The following is a 20,969-nucleotide window of genomic DNA, read 5'->3' as shown; positions in this document are numbered from 1 at the left end:
TAGTGAATCCTGCAATTATTTACGATTAGTTTCTTTTTTTGGAATAACCTTGATGATGTTGCCTTGCATATCATATTTTAAGCTATCCATACATAATTCCCTCAAAACATATTTTTCTTTTTGAGGAACAATGCGGTGATAAATGATGTAATCCTGGCCTTTGAATTTCAATACACTGTGGTGCCCTGGTCCAATGGTTTTGGTATTTTGAATGGTAGCCAGTATAGGGCTGTTAATGCCTTTTTTAAAAGGGCCGAATGGTGTTTCGCCAATTGAATACCCAACTCTGTAAGTTTCATCAATTGCTTTTCCCTCTGAGAACATCAGTAAATAGCGGCCGTTTCTTTTAATCATGTGAGGACCTTCAAAATAGTTGGGAGGCGTAACCTCAACAGGCGTTCCTAGAAAGGTATGCATATCAGCCTTTAATTTCACAGCCATGCATTTTCCGTTTGCCCAGTTAAAACCTGAACCCCAGTATAAGTAGGCCTGTCCATCATCATCAATGAAACAATCTGCATCAATGTTGTGGACCTCCGGAAAATCTTTAGCGCTGATTAAAGGACTGTTGTCGGATTTGATATTTTTCCAGGGACCCAGCGGGGCATTGCTCACGCCAGCCCACACTTCACTGCCAACCGATACATACATGTAAAATTTATTGTCTTTCCCAATTACAACAGAAGGTGCCCACACCATGGAAGTGTTTGAAGTCGGACTGGTACACAATTCCTTTGTAGGCCAGTTTAAATAGTGTCTTGTAAAGTTTATAAAATCCCTGGTTTCAAAAACAGCCAGTTCTTTTGCACCCCATGGGTCAATGGTGGAATATATAAAATACCTGCCCTTGTTTTCGACCACCGTTGGATCAGCAAAATAACCCGGCAACAAAGGGTGGTTTATTTTTTTTTGTGCCTTTAACTGAAGGCTAAGGATTAATAAAAATAACAGGCTGTAGCTAATCTTTCTCATATTACTTGTTGTTGCTGCGTTCCTGAAAATTCACGGTATTTATTTTTTTTACATTTTTAGTTTCGAGTGCTTTTCCCGCATAAATGGGCTTGGCATTTCCCCACATTACACTACTGTTAGCCAGGCTAATGTAACCTGCATTTTCAAAGTGAAAACCGGCTATAGGGCTCTTGATCAAACCTTCCACATTGCTGGGCCTTCTGTCGTAAAGGCCGCCCGCTTCTTTACTTGTTTTGTTCATAAAAACACTTACCTGGTCAAAATAAATATTATCAATCTTATCCTGGTTTTCACCGCTGATGTAAACCCCGCCTTCACCAGTACAGCGTATATTGCTGAAGTAAATGTTTTTAACGGCACCTACATAACCTTTGGTCTGGCCTTTTGGTAAACGCCAGCCTGCATCTTTATTGTTTGCGGTAGCCCTCGGGTAGGCAGTAATATAAATGGGCTCCGATTTTCCCCACCATACATCAGAAAAAAGACGTGATTCGATAATCAGGTTTGAAAAGATCACGTCACTCACTGTTCCTTCATCACGATTTTGAATGCCTATTCCGCGGTTACTGTTTACGATATTGCAATTGTTTATGAGCACTTTACTGATCCGGTCCATGTTTTCTGAACCGATTTTGATGGCGCAGGAACTTGAGGTCATTGTACAATTACTGATTACAATATTCTCACAAGCACCATATTCTTCAAATTCGCGCCGGTTTTTAAGGCAAATGCAATCATCTCCCGATTCGATATAACAATTATTAATTCTCACGTTTTTACTGTGATCGATATCAATTCCGTCGCTGTTGCGGATTTTGATGCTATTCAATAAAGTGATATTGGAAATCGAGACATCGTTGCAACCAATCAGATGAACAGTCCAATAGGCGGAATTTTGAAAAGTAACGCCATCAATGTTCAGCTTTTTACAACCAACCAGAGTTAGCAAATGCGGCCTTGGATCAATTACATTAAAGGGTTTGAGTACGTATGAATCGTTGAGTTCTTCACCCATAAATGAGATGCCATTGCCGTCAAGCGTGCCAGTTCCGGTGATGCTTACCTGCTCCAGCTTTTCACCACCAATCCAAATGGTACCTTCACCCTTATTTTCTCTGAACGCACTCCTTGTGTAAAGTTTCTCATCCGTACTCGCTAAAATTTTTGCGCCGCCTTCAACCCTTAAATCAACAAAAGATTTCAAATCAAATGGCCCAGCAAGAAAAACATGGCCTCCGGGAACAACAACCTGCCCGCCACCTGCTGATGCACACGCATCTATCGCCTTTTGAATTGCTTTTGCATCGTTGGTTTTACCATCTCCAAGGGCTCCGAAATCCATGACGTTATATTTCTGCTGCGCAAAGGCCGAAAATGAGCATAGTATAAAGGCAAAGAGGAGTTTAATTTTCATATTCATAAAAGGATTTTGTTGTTTATGGGAGCAAATCATTTCGTTGCGGTTATTTACCAAAAGACGGTATATAGCGCGGCCAAGATGCCACAGATGACAATGGACGATACTGCAAATGCAGGGCTGACCTTAAACATGCTGCGGTCAATTTCAAGTCCCTGGGGATTGTTTTTGCTTTTCGGATCAGTGAGTGTTACAACAACCATCAAAAGCATAATGATGATGAAAACCCACGACATCCGGTTGAGGAATGGAATGGCTTCGACCCGGCCATTGGTTAGGGTTGGAAGGAATTTAAAAAATATAGATAATGGTATGGTAACCAGTGCAGCAGATAGTGCCGCCCTTGATGTTGTTTTTTTCCAAAAGAAACCCAATAAAAATATGGCAAATACGCCAGGGGAAATGAAGCCAACATATTCCTGGATAAATTGATAAACCTGATCGAAACTTCTCAAAGCCGGAGCAACAACAATGGCCATTAAAGAAGCCAGTACAACCGACCATCTGCCTACAGCAACCAATCGTTTTTCCGACGCTTCTGTGTTGATGTACTTTTTATAAATGTCGAGGGTAAAGATGGTTGCAATGCTATTCGACTTACCAGCTAATGATGCGACTATGGCGGCTGTTAACGCGGCAAACGCCATCCCTTTTACACCTATTGGCAGCAGGTTCATCAGCACAGGGTAAGCATGATCGGGCTTAACTATTCCACTTGCATCAAGCATTTCTGCATGAAAGTAGCCCCTTTGATAAAGCACGAAAGCCGCTATTCCGGGTATCACCACAATCACAGGAATCAATAGTTTTAAAAATGCGGCGAAGATCAAACCGTTTCTGCCGGTTTTTAAATCGGCACCTAATGCCCTTTGAACAATATATTGGTTACAACCCCAATAATTCAGGTTGTTGATCCAAAGTCCGCCCACTAAAACGGCAATGCCCGGAAGTTCGTTATAAAACTTATCACCTTTTGAAAAAATCATATGAAAATGGTCTGCTGCCTCTGTTCGTAGCAATGGTAACGCCCCCAGAACAGTTTGGGTATCCAGTTTTTCAGAAACAAGCTTCAATGCCATGTAACAAGTAATCAACCCACCGATAACCAATACGACCACCTGGACAACATCGGTATAGCCGATAACTTTCATTCCGCCTAAGGTGATTAGTGCAGAGAAAATGGCCAGAAATATAATGCAGGTCGTGAATGGGATACCCGTAATGGTTTCAATGGCGATGGCACCCAGGAAAAAGATAGAAGTAAGGTTCACAAATACATAAACCAATAACCAGAATACAGCCATCAATGTGCTAACGGTATTGTTGTAGCGCTGCGACAGAAACTGGGGCATGGTATATATTTTGTTTTTCAAATAAATCGGAAGGAAAAATATAGCAACGATGATCAGGGTAGCGGCAGCCATCCATTCATAACTGGCAATAGCTAATCCCATGGCGAAACCTGAGCCCGACATCCCTATGAAATGTTCTGCGGAAATATTGGAAGCGATGATGGAGGCACCAATGGCCCACCAGGTTAAAGAACCTTCAGCCAGAAAATAATCTTTGGTATCGGTTTGCTTATTTTTCTTGCTTCTGTAAACCCAATAACCATAAGCCGATATAACAATAAAGTATAAAAAAAATACGGCACAATCTAGTGCTGAAAGGTGATTCATGTGATATACTATATTTGGTATTTTTAAAAGTCAGAAAAAAAAATGGGCTCACTGGCTTTTAGCTCCATTTAATTACTTAAACGTTTTCGGGAATTAACTAATCAAATGAGCAGTAATGGCTGTTTAGCAACCAGTTGAACCTCTTTTTACGAGCGTGGATTTGAGCACGATATCCTGATCATCACCGAAACCTTTTTTGTTCAACATTTTGAATAAGCAAGTTGCAGCCTCACGGCCGATTTCGAAGGCCGGCTGGGTAATGGTTGTTAGAGAGGGGTCTAACAGCTGGGCAGTGGCCTGATTTGAAAAACTAATGATTTTTATCTCATCCGGAATTTTGAGTTTGAGGGCTCTGCAGGCAGTATAAGTGGGTATAACAAATTCTTCTATGGAGGAAAACAATGCATCTGGTCCATGCCTGTCAATTAATTGAGTTATTTGTGTTAAATTTTGAGATTCATCCTCACAATAGTTTATAACCAGCTCATCACTTACGGTTAAGCCATTCTTTTGCATGGCATCTTTGTAACCCAGAAACCTTGCGTTCCCTGCCGGGAGATTTTCAAGACCATACAGGTAGGCAATTTTACTGCACCCACATTCAATGAGGTGCGTGGTCGCCTCATAGGAAATCTCGTAATCATCTGTCGTTACATTATAAGCATCGAGGTCTTTATAAACCCTGTCGAAAAACACCAGCGGAATCTTTTTTACCAAATTCTTATAATAGGTTCCATTGTATTCACTACTGGAAACAGAGGTCAATATTCCATCAACTCTCCCATTAAGAAGACTATTTGTGAACGACATCTCCATTTCGATATCCTCATGGGTTTGATAGATAAGGACATGATGGCTGAATTTTCTCGCTATTTCTTCTATGCCCTTAATGGCCAAAGCAAAGAAATTATTGGCGATGAATGGAACGATCACCGCTATAGTCTTGGTTTTGTTGCTCCGCAGATTGCTTGCTGCAGGATTGGGCGTATAATTGAGCGCCTTTGCCAGATCCCAAACCCGTTTTTTGGTTTTCAGGCTTATCTCATGACTATCATTAAGTGCCTTGGAAACTGTGGCAATGGAGATGTTGAGCTCCTGTGCCAATCGTTTGATATTAACCTCTCCAGACATCTTTTTATTCCATTAAATTTTGTTAGTTCATTATACAAAAAACAAAATAGCTTTCCGGCAATTTTTCAAGAAGTTGATCACAACATTTCGATCAGATTGTTCTGCCTGGTTATATCAGTTAGTTTGTTTGTAAAATTACCATTACGAAATTATAAAATAATCAGTATAATCACCTGGTTTTAAAGAATAATATCTCCTCCAGGGAAATGTAAAACGCTTCACACTTTGAGCATTTTTATAACAACCATTAAATGAGTTGTTTATCCATTTTGTAAAGTCGATTTAAGAATTTTACGTAATCGTTTACGTAAATAAAATTAATGGAACACTCCTAATTCTGTTTTCAAAAACTCAACTTTATCTTCCGAAAACCAAATTGTATTTAACCAAATCATTTTCTAGCCTTATGAGAAACGAAAATCCAGTTTCAAGGGACAATCAAAATCCCTTGCAAAATCTTGACCAGTGGGAAGAGGATTTATTAATCCGTTATCCTGATCCAACCAGCATTAATACTGATAAAAAAGAAGAACAGTTCAGAGACTACGAGGCAACGCAAAAAGATGGTGTGCGGGAATTTTACAGACTAAATCACCTTTATCAGACTTACGATTTTGTGAAACAAAAGAAGGCAGATTTCCTCAGGTTTAATAAAGAAGAAATGCCGATTTGGAATGCATTTGATTTTTTAAATAAACTCGTTGATGATTCTGATCCGGACACCGATCTGGATCAAATGCAGCATCTGCTACAAACATCAGAAGCGATTCGTAATGATGGGCATCCGGATTGGATGGTATTGGTAGGCTTAATCCATGACATGGGAAAGGTGCTTTGTTTATATGGCGAGCCACAATGGGCTGTTGTTGGCGATACATTTCCCGTAGGATGTGCCTATTCAGATAAAATTGTATACCACGAATTTTTTAGTCAGAATCCGGATTTCAACAATCCCACATACCAGACTAAACTAGGCGTGTACACTCAAAATTGCGGCTTGGACAAGGTGGATATGTCATGGGGCCATGATGAATATGTTTATCATATGATGAAGCCCTACCTGCCTGAACCTGGATTGTATATGTTGCGTTACCATTCTTTTTACTCGCAACACCGTGAAAATGCCTACGATCATCTGATGAATGATAGAGATCATGAAATGTTTAAATGGGTAAGGTTATTCAATCCATATGATCTGTATTCAAAAAATCCTAATCAGAAAAGCTGGGAAGAATTACAGCCTTATTATCAGGCCCTGGTTGCTAAATACCTGCCTGCAAATATTAAATTTTAATTACAATAACCGTTTATATAACCATTTATGAACCTAATGCTACAAAATCATGAGAATTAATTTTACCCGCTTAAAGTATTGTTGCCTGTTTTCGCTGGTCTTACTTTTGGGGCTGTCATTCAACAGTGTCTATGCCCAAACTGAGCGCAAAATTTCCGGAAATTTATTAGATAATACAAACCAACCAATCATTGGGGCATCTGTTTCAGTACAAGGTACCTCTAAAATAACGTCTACAGGTGCAGATGGATCGTTTAGCATTTCTGCAAAAACCGGCGACAAAATACTTTTTAGTTTCCTGGGTTATCAAACTAAGGAACTTACTGTTGGTGCACCATCTACTTATAAGGTTACCATCGTAGAATCTACAGCCTCCCTTAATGATGTAGTGGTAGTGGGTTATGGCAAAAGCTCCAGAAAGGCTTTAACCAGTTCCATTTCTACTGTTAAAGGAGATGATTTAAACAAGGGTGCAATTAGTGATGTTGGTCAAATGTTGCAAGGTAAAGTACCGGGATTGAACATCAGCCGTAGTGGCGATCCAAACCGTAATGCCGCAATTATTATGCGTGGTGCATCAACCCTTCGTGAAGGTGCTCAATCGCCATTGTTTGTTATCGATGGTGTAGTAGGTGCAGATATTTCTATTCTCGCACCTGATGATATTGCATCAATTGATGTTTTAAAGGACGCTGCCGCTGCAGCCATCTATGGAAACCGAGCTGCAAATGGTGTGATTATGGTGACAACTAAAAAAGGGGTTGCCGGACAGACACAAATTGCTTACAATGGGTATTTTGGTGTCGAAAAGGTTTCCAATCAATATGAAATGATGAATGCAGATCAGTTGCGGGCATTCCTGGCCAGGAACAATTCTGCTTTAACTCCGGCCAATGATAAGGGCGCAAATACCAATTGGCAAGATGAAGTTCAACGCAGTAGTGCAATGTCTTATAACCACAACGTTTCACTTAGTGGAGGTACAGAAAAAACAACTTATAACGCCAGTATAAATTATTTCAATCAACAGGGTATTGTTAGAACAAGCGGTTTGAGCAGGTTTATTGGTCGAATAGGGCTTGAGCAGAAGGCATTAAACGATAAATTAAGAATCGGTTTAAATTTAAGTAACTCTGTAAGTGATGCAGATCTTGTTCCTTACCGCAATACCATACTTTCTCAAATGCTTACCTACCTGCCAACCGCGCCGGTAAGAAATCCCGATGGTTCGTATTTTGACAATTTGACGCAAAGCAATTATTACAATCCGGTATCAATGCTTGAAAACGCCAAAGAGAATTTAAAAAACAAAAATATTCTTGGTAATCTGACGGTTAATCTGAAATTACCTTTTGGTTTTTCTTACGATATATCAGCTTCCTACCAAAATACACAAAATGTGTATGGTGCATTTTACAATAGTATTTATACCTCCAGGTATAATAACGTGAGAAATACGCCTGATCCTCCTGCAAATCCAGCATTTGTTTCTTTGGTTGGTCAGAATGGCGTTGCAGTAAGGAATGCTTATCAAAACACCAATAAAATTATTGAGACCTACTTAACCTGGAATAGAAAGTTTGGGGATCACGATATTAATGCAGTTGTCGGATACTCCTACCAGCAGTCATTGAATAATGACGGTTTCCAGGCTACGTCAACCAATTTTCCGGTTAATGACGTAAGCTACAATAACCTGAGTTTGGGTAATCCCTATGCAGTGAGCGATTTCAGAGTTGATTTTAATCCGGGTGTTACTTATCAGGAGATTCTGATGATCTCGGATTTTGCCAGGGTAAACTATAATTATAAAAATAAATATCTGTTACAAGGATCAATCAGAAGAGATGGTTCTAATGTTTTTGGAATGAATGAAAAATGGGGCTATTTTCCATCGGTGGGTGCAGCCTGGAATATTGATCAGGAAAGCTTCTTTAAAAATGTTGGCGTAATCAAAACATTGAAATTACGCGGAAGTTATGGAATTGCAGGAAATTCCCTTGGCTTCTCTCCACTAACTACGAAATTGATTTATGGTGCCGTTGGACAGTTTTATTATAACGGATCTCCAAGAGAGGGCGCTTATGGTGCCATTCAAAATGAGAATCCTGATCTTCGTTGGGAAAAAACTGCAACAACCAATATAGGCGTCGATTTTAGTTTATTTAATGGCAGATTAGGTGGTTCTGTGGATTTATATGATAAAAAAACAACCGACCTTATTATTGGCTTTGATGTGGACCAGAATTTATATCCTTCAGGCCAGCTTACTGCAAACGTTGGGAAATTGAGCAATAAAGGTTTGGAAGTTGTATTAAATGGTACGCCAGTTATCACAGATAATTTTAGCTGGACTACAGGTATTAACCTGGCGCATAATAAGAACAAAGTAATCACCCTGTCTGACTCTCAATTCAATATCGACAACAGGTTAACCGTGCAACCTGATGGAGGAGGACAAAGTGGCTCTACAGTTCAGATTTTAGCACCCGGACAAGCCATCGGAACATTTTTCACTTTTAAATATGCAGGTAAAGATGCCAATGGCGTTTCCCAGTATTATGATGCCGCAGGAAATATAAAAACACAGGGATTACTGAACAAAACAGATTACTATGTTTTAGGTAATGCACAGCCGAAGGCGTTGATTGGATGGTCAAATAATTTAAGGTATAAAAATTTCGATTTGAGTATTTTTATGAGGGCCGTACTCGGAAATAAAATCATGAACGTTACCCGTGCGGATTTGTTCCGCCCAAATACAGCGCAGTTCACAAACATCCCTGTAGAAGTAGAAAACGAGTCTACAGCTGATTTCAATTCTTACAGGTACTCCAGCCGTTTCATCGAAAACGGAAGCTACCTACGTTTAGATAACGCAACATTAGGATACACTTTCAAAAAAGGTATAATCCCGGGTGTTAATTCAATCCGTTTGTATACAACAGCCAACAATTTATTCGTAATTACCGGCTACAAAGGCATCGATCCGGAAATCAATCAGGGTGGAATCGCACCAGGTGTGGATACGAACAACTTTTATCCTAAAACCAGAACTTTTTTGTTTGGTTTAAACGTGTCATTTAATTAATTTTTAAGAAAATGAAAAATCTTATAAAACTCATTACAGGTGTTACGCTTTCAATAAGTTTACTTACATCCTGTCATAAATTGGATTTAAAAGTGGAAACGCAGTTAACCCCTGAAACATTTCCACAAACAGATCAGCATTTTATACAATTAACAGGCCAGGTGTATGTACAGCTGCGTCAAAATTTTGGTACCGATTACTTTTTCATGCAATCCTTAAGTACTGATGAATCCATTATGCCGGCTAGGGGCGGGAATTGGTATGATGGTGCACGTTTCGAGCAACACCATAAACATTCATGGGATAAAGATAACGGGCACGTAAGCAGTGGCTGGTCCTGGCTATCAGGTACAATCAGTAAGGCCAACCAAAGTTTATTCTTACTTAAAGATGCCCCTGAAACGGCTGCGAAAACAACGGCCTTAGCAGAACTCAGGACAACAAGGGCATTGGCGTTTTTTATGATGATGGATCTTTGGGGTAATATCCCTGTTGTAACGTCATTTGGCGAAACCACACCTCCTGAAACAAAAACAAGGGTTGAGGTATTTAATTTCATTGAATCAGAATTAAAAGAGGTATTGCCTAATTTAAGTATCGCTACGGGTGCAGCAACTTATGGCAGGCCAAATAGATATACTGCTTATGCTATTTTAGCTAAAATGTATTTAAACTCCGAAGTATATACAGGTACTGCTAAATATAATGAAGCTGTAGCCATGTGCGATGCGATTATCTCCGGAACGGGTTCGCCATATACCTTGGAAACAGATTATCGTAAGATGTTTTTCATCGATAATGGCCCTCAAATTAAGGAGTTCATTTTTGCAATTCCTTACGATCCCGGATTCAGTAATGGTTATATGTTCTATGCCCGTTATTCACTACCAAGATCATTACAGGCAAAATTCAGCTTAAAGCACACGCCTAGTGCGCCAATGAGCACACTGCCAGAATACTATGCAAACTTTAATGATCCTAATGATAAACGAAATGCGCAATGGATTAAAGGATTGCAATTTAACAACAATGGTACGCCAGTGATGGTTAATACCACCAAAAAAGGTTACGACCAATTTTACACAGGTTCTGATGGATCAGCTGCAATATCTTACCAGGTGGATATAACGCCGAACGTAGCACTTAGAGAAGCCACAAGGCCATTTGATGCTGGAAACGATGAGATTGCCTGGAATATGGGCTATAGAAACAATAAATTTTATTGTGACAGTACATCATCAAACAGAAATCAAAATAACGATGTGCCGATATTCAGATATTCAGATATTTTGTTGATGAAATCTGAAGCCATTCTTAGAGGGGCCGCGTCGACTTTGGGACAAACTGCTTTATCGCTGGTTAACCAGGTGCGTGCTGTTCGTACAACTTCACCAGCCTGGACGGCAGTTACTTTAGAGGACTTATATAAAGAACGTTGCAGGGAGTTTGCATGGGAATGCTGGCACCGTAACGATATGATCCGCTTCGGGAAATTTGAAGGCAGGTGGGGCTTTAAAACCGATGCGCAAACTTTCCATCGTTTGATGCCCATTCCAGCATCAGCTATGATCCTAAATCCTAAATTGAAACAAAACCCGGGATACAATTAGAAATAGCCTGCAATTTTATAAGAAGAGATTGCCTCATAAATACGTATTGATTTATGAGATAGCCTCTTCTTATTTTTTTATCCTAAACTTGCAATTGCACAAATCGCCCTTCATGATTAAAAAATTGTTACTGATAGTTCCGCTCGTTATTTCGGGTTCGTTATATGCTCAGATTATAACCAAAAGCCCTTCACAAAACAGTACAGCGACAAAGTTACTTACCAAAGATCCAACTGCTTTGAATTTTATAGCTATGGGCGACTGGGGTCGCAATGGTGCAGATCATCAGAAACAGGTTGCTAAGCAAATGGGGAGCACTGCAACAGATGTAAAGGCTCAATTTGTAATCTCTACCGGGGATAATTTCTATCCAAGTGGTGTGATCAGTACTCAGGATCCTTCATTTAAATATTCATTTGAAGATATTTATACCGATTTTTCTCTTCAATGGGATTGGTATGTGGTACTGGGTAATCATGATTATAAGTCCAATCCGGATGCACAGGTAGACTATTCTAAAATCAGCAGAAGATGGAAAATGCCGGCCCGGTATTTTGCAAAGAAATTTGCCATTAATGGCGATCCGGAAAATCAGGTGCTGCTGGCTTTTATAGATACCAATCCGCTTATTCCTGAGTTTTACAAGAATGCTGAGTATGGGCCGAATGTAAAAGGTCAGGATACGATAGCACAAAAAAAATGGCTGGACAAAACCCTGGGCGATAAAGACCCATCGGTTAAATGGAAAATCGTAGTTGGTCATCATCCTATGTATACCGGGGGCAGCCGAACAGATGGTTACGATACGAAAGCGATAAGAAGCTCGCTTAAACCGGTACTGGAACGCTATGGCGTCGATGTTTACCTCACGGGGCATGAACATAGTTTACAATACATTAAGCCGGAAGGCAAAACACATCATTTTATTTCAGGTGCCGCGTCAGAAAAGACACCTGTAAAATTAATTCCCGATGCGCAAGTCGTTGCATCTGAATATGGTTTCATGCTTTTTTCTGTTAATAAAGATCTGTTGAGGGTTCAGTTCATTAATGATGAAGGGTATGTTATTTACAATACAATTATTAAAAAGTAGTTAGCGATTTTCCTATATTATAACTCATAATTCGTGCTAAATGGATTCACTAACAGCTAAGCATATCAAAGAACCGTCTTCAAAAAGCAAAAGATTAATTTCTTTGGATGCCTTAAGGGGTTTTGATATGTTCTGGATTATCAGTGGTGAAGGTATTTTTCATGGATTGGCTAATGGGATAATGGAAAAATATGCACTGGTAAGAAATCCAGTCGATTGGAGGATTCCAAGTGATGAACATCTGTCTTTTTTTGAAAGGATATTAATTGGCTTGAGTAATCAGCTCCACCATTCGCCATGGAATGGTTTCACATTTTACGATCTTATTTTCCCTTTATTCATTTTTATATCTGGCGTTTCTATGCCATTTTCTTATCAGAAGTTTTTTGATGAACGGCAGCAAAATGAACATTCATCAAAAAAAATATTTAAAGCGTTAATTAAACGAACGATCACATTAATCATATTGGGGATAATCGTAAATGGCCTTTTCAAATGGAATGGCTATGAGCATACCCGTTTTGCCAGCGTACTGGGGCGCATCGGCCTTTCTACTTTTTTTGCAGCCCTCATATACCTTAATTTTTCGTTGTATAAACAAGTGATTTGGTTCCTAAGCATTCTGGTGGGCTATTATCTCCTTATGATTTTAGTTCCTGTGCCAGGATTTGGTCAGGGTAATTTTACACCCGAAGGCAATCTTTCTGCTTACGTAGACAGACTGTTTCTGCCCGGCAAATTACATAGAATAGTATACGATCCGGAAGGACTTTTAAGTACAATACCAGCCATATGTTCGGCGCTTTTTGGCGTTTTTACCGGGACTTTTTTAAAGACCAGTTTTTCGAAAATTACACCTTCAAAAAAGACAATTTTACTGTTATTAGGAGGTATTTGTTCTATCATTGCGGGTTTACTATGGAATTTAATATTTCCAATTAATAAAACCATGTGGAGCAGTTCATTTGTGCTTTTTGCCGGTGGTGTTAGCATCATCTTATTTGCCCTGTTCTATTACATAATTGATGTTAAATCCTATGCAAAATGGAGCATTCCTTTCATATGGATTGGTACAAACAGCATATTGATTTACGTATTGGCACATGGACTTTTCAATTTTGAATCTTCCTCACAGTTTATCTTTGGCGGCTTGATAAATTTAATCCCAAAAGATTACCAGCAGGCTGGGTTGTGGACAGGCATTTTACTGATACAACTATTTTTATTAAGGTTTTGCTACCAGAAAAAATGGTTCTTAAAAATTTGATATGAAATTAAAGTTATACGTTTTAGCTGCAACGGCTATATTATTTTCCTATTCTTTACATGCACAGGAATTTCTGATCACCTCCAACGAGCTTATTGAGCGAACCATGCCTAAACAGCATAGATCATTTATAACTGAGCCTATCGGCCATGTTAAGGGCAAAGATGTTTTTGAATTAGAAAGCAGAGGCGATAAGATTGTGCTGCGTGGAAATAATGGTGTAGCACTTGCTTCTGCTTTTTATTACTATCTGACAGAATATGCACACTGCCAGATTACCTGGAATGGAACCAACCTGAAGGTGCCGCAAAATTTGCCAAAGGTTTCTGAAAAAATCAGGAAAGAAACGCCTTATGAATACCGTTATTACCTGAATTATTGTACCTTTAATTATAGCATGAGCTGGTGGGATTGGCCACGCTGGGAAAAGGAAATAGATTGGATGGCGCTCCATGGAATAAACATGCCACTTGCGATTACCGGTGAAGAATACACCTGGTATTTATTATACAAGGAAATGGGGTTTTCTGATGATGACCTTAAAGGATTTTTTACTGGTCCCGCTTATTTTTCCTGGTTCTGGATGGGAAACATCGATGGCTGGGGTGGACCACTTCCTGTTGAATGGATGAAAAGTCATTTTGAATTACAGAAGAAAATTTTGGCAAGGGAACGTGCATTAGGGATGAAACCTGTGCTTCCTGCTTTTACCGGTCATGTTCCGGCGGCATTTAAAAAGAAGTTTCCAAACGCAAAGCTTAAGGCCACGAACTGGACGAATGGTTTCGCAGATACATATATCCTGGATTCTGAGGATCCCATGTTTGCGACAATCGGAAAGAAATTTCTTAAAAAACAAACCGCCATGCTGGGAACAGATCACCTGTATTCTGCCGATACTTTTAATGAAAATGAACCACCTTCGGCTGAACCTGAGTTTTTAAGTAAACTGAGTGCCAGGGTTTACGATGGCATGTCGCAGGCTGATCCAAAAGCCATTTGGGTGATGCAAGGGTGGCTATTTTATAGTGATCGTAAATTCTGGAAAGAGGCACAAACCGAAGCACTTTTAAAAGCGGTTCCGAATGATAAGATGATACTGCTTGATCTTGCTACTGAAATTGAACCCGTTTGGAAACGTACGGAAGGTTTTTATGGCAAGCCCTGGATTTGGAATATGCTTCATAATTTTGGTGGAAATACCAATTTATTCGGCCGGATGGATGTCGTGGCAACAGCACCTGCTGAAGCCCTGAAAGATCCAAAAAGTGGAAAAATGAGTGGCATCGGTTTGACAATGGAGGGTATTGAACAGAATCCGGTTTTATACGAATTGATGATGGAGCATGTGTGGCAGGACAAGCCAGTGAATCTTAAAACCTGGTTACCTAAATTCGTTTTTAACCGTTATGGACACAAGAACGAACATGCATTTAAAAGCTGGGAAATATTAAGGAAAACCGTTTATAATGTTCCTGCCAACAAATATGTCCGGGACGGTGCTGAATCCATCATCCAGGCCAGGCCAACTTTCGACTCGCTTACCCGATGGGCCAGAACCACTTTGAATTATAATGAGCATGATCTACTCCCGGCCTGGGATGAGCTCATCAAAGCCGCGCCCGTTTGTAAACAAAGTGATGGCTTTCAATATGATTTGGTCGATGTGACCAGGCAAGTGATGGCGAACTATGCGCTTCCAGTTCAGCGGAAGTTAGTTGAAGCCTACCAAAAGAAAGATCTAAAAAGCTTTAAGGCGCAAAGTCAACGTTTTATTGCCTTGATTGATGACCTGGACAAATTACTGGCAACCAGAAAAGATTTCCTGCTTGGGCCCTGGGTAAATGACGCACGTAAGTGGGGAACCAATCCTGAAGAAAAAGCTTTGTATGAAATGAATGCCAAAGATTTAATTACACTTTGGGGAGATGCAAAAAATCCATTAAACGAATATGCGTGCAGGCAATGGAGTGGTTTGCTTAGTGATTTCTACAAACCAAGATGGGCACTTTTCTTCGCCAGGGCAGAACAATCCCTGATTCAAAAAAAGAAATTTAATTTAAGTAAATTCAATGATGACGTAAGTGAGTGGGAATGGAAGTGGGTGAACAAAAGGAAAGATTATCCCTTGAACACAATTGGAAACCCAACAGAGGTGGCTATCTCCATTCATAAAAAATACCGTATATTGATGGGCAAGGCTCAACAATAGATGTCTTACAATGGGAAATGTCATCTTGAGGGTTAATTTATTTTATAAAAATCAATATAAATGGATAGATGTATAAAGAAAGTGAATGGTCTCGAAGTATCGTCCTTTCGACCGCAGTGGAGAAATCTTTTAAATTGTTTTCAATAACTTAGTACAAAGATCTCTCCACTGCGCGTTGCACCGGTCGAGATGACGACAACCCTATTGGAGTTTGTCAATGGTAGTCTAGCTAGCACTGAGCAAGTTGAAGTAAAGGATTTTAAGAAATTGGTTTAAAGCATTTCGATGCTTCGGCAAATTCAGCAACAGGCTTAACTCAACGTTACAAAACTCAAAACAGATTAATTTATGATGCATTCGCTTAACCTATTATAATAAAATGTTCATTATAAAAAGCCGACATATAAACTTAACCAAAACTGCCTGCACCATCTTCATTTTGATCATAATGGTCGGCTTGTGTAACCAGGTTTGCGCACAAAATCAACATTTGATTGATTATGTACAGCCCTTTTCAGGCACTTCAGCAAGTACCACTGTGGCCAGCCAGCATATTGAAGATAAAACTGAGCGGCTGGCCAACACCATACCGGCAGTGGCACTTCCATTCGCCATGACGCAATGGACTCCTCAAACACAGTTGAGCGAAAAAAAGTGCCTGGCGCCGTATTATTACGATAACAAAAAAATATATGGCTTCAGGGCATCTCATTGGATCAGTGGTTCCTGTACGCAGGACTATGGAAGCTTCACCATCATGCCCATTTCAGGTAAATTGAAAACCTCATCAGCAGATTATGCGGAAGAATATAGTCATACAAGTGAAATTGCCCGTCCGGATTATTACAGGGTAATTTTTCCAAAGCATCAGCTTCAGACAGAAATCAGCGCTACACTACGTAGTGGCATAATGAGAATTACCGCCTTGAAAGCAGATAGTGTTTATGTATTGATTACGCCCAACAGCGATCAGGGGAAAGGATTTATTAGAATAGACCAGGAAAAAGGAGAGATTTCCGGATACAATCCCGTTCATCGCATTTATCAGGGCTGGGGCAAGTCAGCCGGTTTTAGCGGCTACTTTTTTATTCGCATCAAAAGGTCAATTTCAAAAAGTGGTGTATTTGCGGAGGGAAAAGTAAGCGGGGAACAATCGATTAGCAATCAGAAAGATATTGGCGTGTTTGCCGGCTTTAAGCTGAAAAGAGGAGAAGAGCTGATTATTACTTCCGGTACTTCTTTTACAAGCATCGAAGCAGCAAAGAATAACCTGGAAAAAGAAATCAGTAACCAGGATTTTGATGCCGTACGAACGCAAGCTAATAAAATCTGGACGAATTCGTTATCGCAAATTGAGGTTCCTGATGGTGAAGAGAAAAGGAAAAAAATATTCTATACGGCGCTTTATCATGCACAGCAGCATCCAAGGCTGTTTAATGATGTTGATGGTGGCTATCCTAAATTTGCAGGAAATTACCAAAAGCAAACAACAGTTGCTGGGAATTATTACGATGACTTTTCGATGTGGGATATTTACAGGGCGCAGTTGCCTCTGGTAGAATTGCTGCAGCCCGAAATGACGAATGCATTTGTAAATTCGCTTATTTTGAAGGGAAAACAGGGCGGTTGGTTGCCTATTTTTCCTTGTTGGAACAGCTATACTGCTGCCATGATTGGCGATCATTCGACGGCTTTTATCGCCTCTGCATATAACAAAGGAATACGTAATTATGATGTTAATGCTGCATACCAACTTATGCGGCAAAATGCTTTTCAAATGCCTGATTCTCTTGACTATTTAAACGGTAAGGGAAGAAGAGGAATTAATAGTTATCTTAAATATGGTTATATTCCAATGGAAGACAGCATTCCGGACGCATTTCATAAACGGGAACAGGTAAGCAGAACTTTAGAATATGCTTACGATGATTATGCTTTATCTACCATCGCGAAAGATTTAGGTAAAAGAGATGATTATAGGAAATTGAAAAAAAGATCATTGAATTACAAGAACATATTTGATAAACAGGTTGGAATGGTAAGGGGGCGTTTTCAAAATGGACATTGGTTTGAACCCTTTTTACCGGATCATCGTGAACCTTATATTACGGAAGGAACACCCAGACAATACACGTTTTACGTTCCCCATGATGTTCCGGGACTTGTAAAAATAATGGGCGGTACAAAAAAACTGGAGCATTTACTCGATTCCTTATTCGAAAAAAAGGAGTATTGGCATGGCAATGAGCCTGGACACCAGATACCTTTTTTATATAATTACACAGCCGCTCCTTGGAAAGCCCAGAAACAGGTAGAGAAAATACTTAACGAGGAGTACGATGAAGGTGCAGGAGGTTTAAGTGGTAATGACGATGCAGGGCAGATGTCAGCATGGTATGTTTTTGCATCAATGGGTTTTTACCCGGTCGATCCGGTATCAGGCAACTATCAGCTGGTTACCCCCGCGTTTCCAGAAGTGTTAATCGATTTCAAAAATGGGAACCCTCTAAAGATTAAGATCATAAAATCAAAAAATGCTTCGCTAATCAAAAAGATTACTTTAAATGGAAAAACATTGAAAAATTATCAGGTCAGCCATAAGCAGTTGATGGCCGGTGGTGAGCTGATTTATTATTTGCAATAAACATTTATTACTAAAAAATCGTGTACGACGGCTAAAATAACGATTAATAAGGCCAGCTTTACATTATATATCAAAATTCATATTTACAATTAGCGATTATGAGATACCGATTTCTGACCATATTGTTGCTGGCGCCGTTACTTGGTGCGGCCCAGAATCGTTTAAAACTTTGGTATAATAAGCCTGCAACACAATGGACACAGGCCATTCCGATAGGTAACGGTAAAATAGGGGCAATGGTATTCGGAGGCGTAGAGGAAGAACTTATTCAGCTCAATGAGAGTACCTTATATAGTGGTGGGCCGGTCAAGAAAAACATCAACCCTGATGCAAAGGCTTATCTTCCGCAGGTGAGGAAAGCACTTCTCGAAGATGAGGACTTCTCCAAAGCAAATGAGTTGACAAAAAAAATGCAGGGTCTCTACACGGAATCTTATTTACCGCTCGGTAACCTATTAATCAAACAAGATTTTAAAGGAAAAAAGGAATCAAATTACGAACGAAAGCTGGATTTAGATCAAGCCATAGCGAGTACCAGTTTTGCAGTTGGCGGCGTGAATTACAAGAGGGAACTTTTTACTTCTGCACCGGATAATATCTTGGTTGTAAAGTTTACGACATCCAAAGCAGGCGCTTTAACCTTTAATGTTTCTACAAATAGTCCGCTCCAAAATTCAATTTCCTCAACAAAAACGGAATTGATCGTTAAAGGCAAAGCACCTGCCCATGTCGATCCAAACTATTACAATGAAAAGAATAGAAATCCCATCATTTACGAGGACACGACCGGATGCAATGGTATGCGTTTTCAATTTCGCATCACGGCACAGTTGAAGGATGGTCAGGCCACATACGATTCATCAGGCCTGCATATAAAAAATGCCAGTGAAGTTGTTCTTTACTTATCTGCTGCAACAAGTTTCAATGGTTTTAACCGGTGTCCGGATGCAGATGGCAAAGATGAAAATGCGCTAGCTGAGGCATTAATCAAAAATGCATTGAAATCGAACTATGGTGCCATCAAGAGCAGGCACTTAGCTGACTATCAGAAATTCTTTAACAGGGTTCGTTTCAGCTTGCAGCACAAGGGAACGGATCGTTCTGCCTTAGCAAGTGATGTCCGCTTAAAGGCATATGCTGCAGGCGTAGCTGATCCGGATTTGGAAACACTTTACTTTCAGTTCGGCCGTTACCTTTTGATCTCCTCATCAAGGCCTGGCGGTCCGGCTGCAAACCTCCAGGGCATCTGGAATAAAGAATTGCGGGCACCATGGAGCTCCAACTATACCATCAATATTAACACACAAATGAATTACTGGCCCTCTGAAGTCACGAATTTATCGGAGCTGACCATTCCGTTGTTTGACTTTATTAACGATCTTTCTATTACTGGCAAGCAGACCGCACAGGAATTTTACGGTGCCAGGGGATGGGTAGCGCATCACAATGCGGAGATCTGGGCGACATCTAATCCTGTTGGAGACAGGGGAGCAGGTGACCCGGTTTGGGCCAATTGGTATATGGGAGGAAACTGGCTGACCAGGCATTTATGGGAACATTACTTATTTACCGGAGATAAGAAGTTCCTGAGGCAACAAGCCTACCCATTAATGAAAAGCGCCGCGGAGTTTTCGCTCTACTGGCTGGTGGAAGATAAGCAGGGTCTGCTCGTAACTGCACCATCTACGTCTCCGGAAAACAAATTCTTTGACAAGAACGGGGTTCAGCAAGGCGTTTCAATAGCTACAACAATGGATATGTCGATTATTCGCGATCTGTTTTCCAACACGATTGCCGCTGCGGATGTACTGGGTATAGATAAGGCCTTCCGGGATACGCTGATTGCGAAAAAGGCTAAACTTTACCCTTTAAAAATTGGGGAGAATGGTGGAATACAAGAATGGTATAAGGATTTCAAAGAGACGGATCCGCTTCACAGACATGCTTCACATCTTTTCGGACTTTACCCGGGATATGAAATTTCTGATCAAACACCCGATTTCTTTGCAGCTGCTAGAAAGTCGCTTGAATTGCGAACCGACCTTGGAACCGGATGGAGCAAAGGTTGGAAGATCAACTGGTGGGCGAGGCTGAAAGATGGCGACCATGCTTATAAACTGATCAGAGGCTTACTCAATTATGTGGATGCCACTGAAGGTAATGGCCGTCAGGGTGGAACATATGCCAACTTTTTTGATGCCCATCCGCCTTTTCAGATTGATGGCAACTTTGCAGGCACGGCGGGCATGGCGGAAATGCTAGTACAAAGCCATCTTGGATACATCGATTTATTGCCTGCATTGCCAAAAGTTTGGACTGAAGGCAAAATCAGCGGATTGCGTGCCAGAGGCGGATTTGTATTGACCTTAACCTGGAAGGATGGCGGGATGCAGCATTCAGAGATCTCATCTACTTTAGGAAATACATGCATTGTTCAGGCACCGGTGCGATTTAAAATTAAAGGCATAAACAAAAGCCCTGAAAAGGTAGCAGGTGGTTACAGGCTGGAATTTTCAACCCTAAGAGGTGGAAAGTACTTGCTAATTAAGGATTGATTTA

12 protein-coding genes are annotated in these 20,969 nt (G+C 40.3%); 8 read left to right on the top strand and 4 right to left on the bottom strand.

Going from position 1 to position 20,969, the window contains the following annotated elements; genetic code table 11:
- Positions 1-15: 15 nt before the first annotated feature.
- The 4 genes from ASF92_RS09925 to ASF92_RS09910 all read right to left on the bottom strand — a co-directional run bounded on the left by ASF92_RS09925 (position 16) and on the right by ASF92_RS09910 (position 5,199).
- On the bottom strand, positions 16-972 hold the full coding sequence (locus ASF92_RS09925) for a family 43 glycosylhydrolase (protein ID WP_056091767.1): 957 nt from the start codon (positions 970-972) through the stop codon (positions 16-18).
- 1 nt (position 973) lies between these two features.
- Positions 974-2,386, bottom strand: a complete 1,413-nt coding sequence (locus tag ASF92_RS09920; RefSeq protein WP_056093235.1) for a glycoside hydrolase family 28 protein — start codon at positions 2,384-2,386, stop codon at positions 974-976.
- Between the two features lie 53 nt (positions 2,387-2,439).
- Positions 2,440-4,068, bottom strand: coding sequence for a sodium/sugar symporter (locus ASF92_RS09915; protein WP_056091764.1), 1,629 nt, complete (start codon positions 4,066-4,068; stop codon positions 2,440-2,442).
- Positions 4,069-4,191: 123 nt separating this feature from the next.
- A complete protein-coding gene (locus tag ASF92_RS09910; RefSeq protein ID WP_056091762.1) occupies positions 4,192-5,199 on the bottom strand; it encodes a LacI family DNA-binding transcriptional regulator in 1,008 nt (335 codons plus the stop codon).
- Between the two features lie 406 nt (positions 5,200-5,605).
- Between ASF92_RS09910 and ASF92_RS09905 the strand changes: the two genes are divergently transcribed.
- The 8 genes from ASF92_RS09905 (at position 5,606) to ASF92_RS09870 (ending at position 20,965) form a co-directional block, all read left to right on the top strand.
- A complete protein-coding gene (locus ASF92_RS09905) occupies positions 5,606-6,493 on the top strand; it encodes an inositol oxygenase family protein (protein WP_056091759.1) in 888 nt (295 codons plus the stop codon).
- Positions 6,494-6,542: 49 nt separating this feature from the next.
- Positions 6,543-9,584: a TonB-dependent receptor gene (locus ASF92_RS09900; protein ID WP_056091756.1), complete on the top strand. Its 3,042-nt coding sequence runs from the start codon at positions 6,543-6,545 to the stop codon at positions 9,582-9,584.
- A gap of 11 nt (positions 9,585-9,595) precedes the next feature.
- Positions 9,596-11,194, top strand: coding sequence for a RagB/SusD family nutrient uptake outer membrane protein (locus ASF92_RS09895; protein ID WP_056091753.1), 1,599 nt, complete (start codon positions 9,596-9,598; stop codon positions 11,192-11,194).
- 112 nt (positions 11,195-11,306) lie between these two features.
- The gene (locus ASF92_RS09890) at positions 11,307-12,287 is read left to right on the top strand and encodes a tartrate-resistant acid phosphatase type 5 family protein (RefSeq protein ID WP_056091750.1); all 981 of its coding nucleotides are present in this window, start codon (positions 11,307-11,309) and stop codon (positions 12,285-12,287) included.
- Between the two features lie 40 nt (positions 12,288-12,327).
- Positions 12,328-13,554 carry an acyltransferase family protein gene (locus ASF92_RS09885; protein WP_056091747.1) on the top strand — a complete coding sequence of 409 codons (1,227 nt, stop codon included), beginning with the start codon at positions 12,328-12,330 and terminating at the stop codon, positions 13,552-13,554.
- Between the two features lies 1 nt (position 13,555).
- Positions 13,556-15,766: an alpha-N-acetylglucosaminidase gene (locus ASF92_RS09880; RefSeq protein WP_082489524.1), complete on the top strand. Its 2,211-nt coding sequence runs from the start codon at positions 13,556-13,558 to the stop codon at positions 15,764-15,766.
- 379 nt (positions 15,767-16,145) lie between these two features.
- A complete protein-coding gene (locus tag ASF92_RS09875; RefSeq protein WP_082489523.1) occupies positions 16,146-18,410 on the top strand; it encodes a GH92 family glycosyl hydrolase in 2,265 nt (754 codons plus the stop codon).
- A gap of 98 nt (positions 18,411-18,508) precedes the next feature.
- On the top strand, positions 18,509-20,965 hold the full coding sequence (locus ASF92_RS09870; protein ID WP_056091743.1) for a glycoside hydrolase N-terminal domain-containing protein: 2,457 nt from the start codon (positions 18,509-18,511) through the stop codon (positions 20,963-20,965).
- The last annotated feature ends 4 nt before the right edge of the window (positions 20,966-20,969 follow it).

This window comes from Pedobacter sp. Leaf176, from assembly GCF_001424305.1.
Taxonomy (GTDB): domain Bacteria; phylum Bacteroidota; class Bacteroidia; order Sphingobacteriales; family Sphingobacteriaceae; genus Pedobacter.
The sequence above is the reverse complement of the archived record's forward strand: the minus strand, read 5'-3'. Positions and strand labels throughout refer to the sequence as shown.

Bases quoted from the DNA above. Each gene is read 5' to 3' on its own strand.
- ASF92_RS09920 (WP_056093235.1), bottom strand. From the start codon at position 2,386: ATGAAAATTAAACTCCTCTTTGCCTTTATACTATGCTCATTTTCGGCC.
- ASF92_RS09925 (WP_056091767.1), bottom strand. From the start codon at position 972: ATGAGAAAGATTAGCTACAGCCTGTTATTTTTATTAATCCTTAGCCTT.
- ASF92_RS09910 (WP_056091762.1), bottom strand. From the start codon at position 5,199: ATGTCTGGAGAGGTTAATATCAAACGATTGGCACAGGAGCTCAACATC.
- ASF92_RS09890 (WP_056091750.1), top strand. From the start codon at position 11,307: ATGATTAAAAAATTGTTACTGATAGTTCCGCTCGTTATTTCGGGTTCG.
- ASF92_RS09915 (WP_056091764.1), bottom strand. From the start codon at position 4,068: ATGAATCACCTTTCAGCACTAGATTGTGCCGTATTTTTTTTATACTTT.
- ASF92_RS09870 (WP_056091743.1), top strand. From the start codon at position 18,509: ATGAGATACCGATTTCTGACCATATTGTTGCTGGCGCCGTTACTTGGT.
- ASF92_RS09905 (WP_056091759.1), top strand. From the start codon at position 5,606: ATGAGAAACGAAAATCCAGTTTCAAGGGACAATCAAAATCCCTTGCAA.
- ASF92_RS09880 (WP_082489524.1), top strand. From the start codon at position 13,556: ATGAAATTAAAGTTATACGTTTTAGCTGCAACGGCTATATTATTTTCC.
- ASF92_RS09885 (WP_056091747.1), top strand. From the start codon at position 12,328: ATGGATTCACTAACAGCTAAGCATATCAAAGAACCGTCTTCAAAAAGC.
- ASF92_RS09900 (WP_056091756.1), top strand. From the start codon at position 6,543: ATGAGAATTAATTTTACCCGCTTAAAGTATTGTTGCCTGTTTTCGCTG.
- ASF92_RS09875 (WP_082489523.1), top strand. From the start codon at position 16,146: ATGTTCATTATAAAAAGCCGACATATAAACTTAACCAAAACTGCCTGC.
- ASF92_RS09895 (WP_056091753.1), top strand. From the start codon at position 9,596: ATGAAAAATCTTATAAAACTCATTACAGGTGTTACGCTTTCAATAAGT.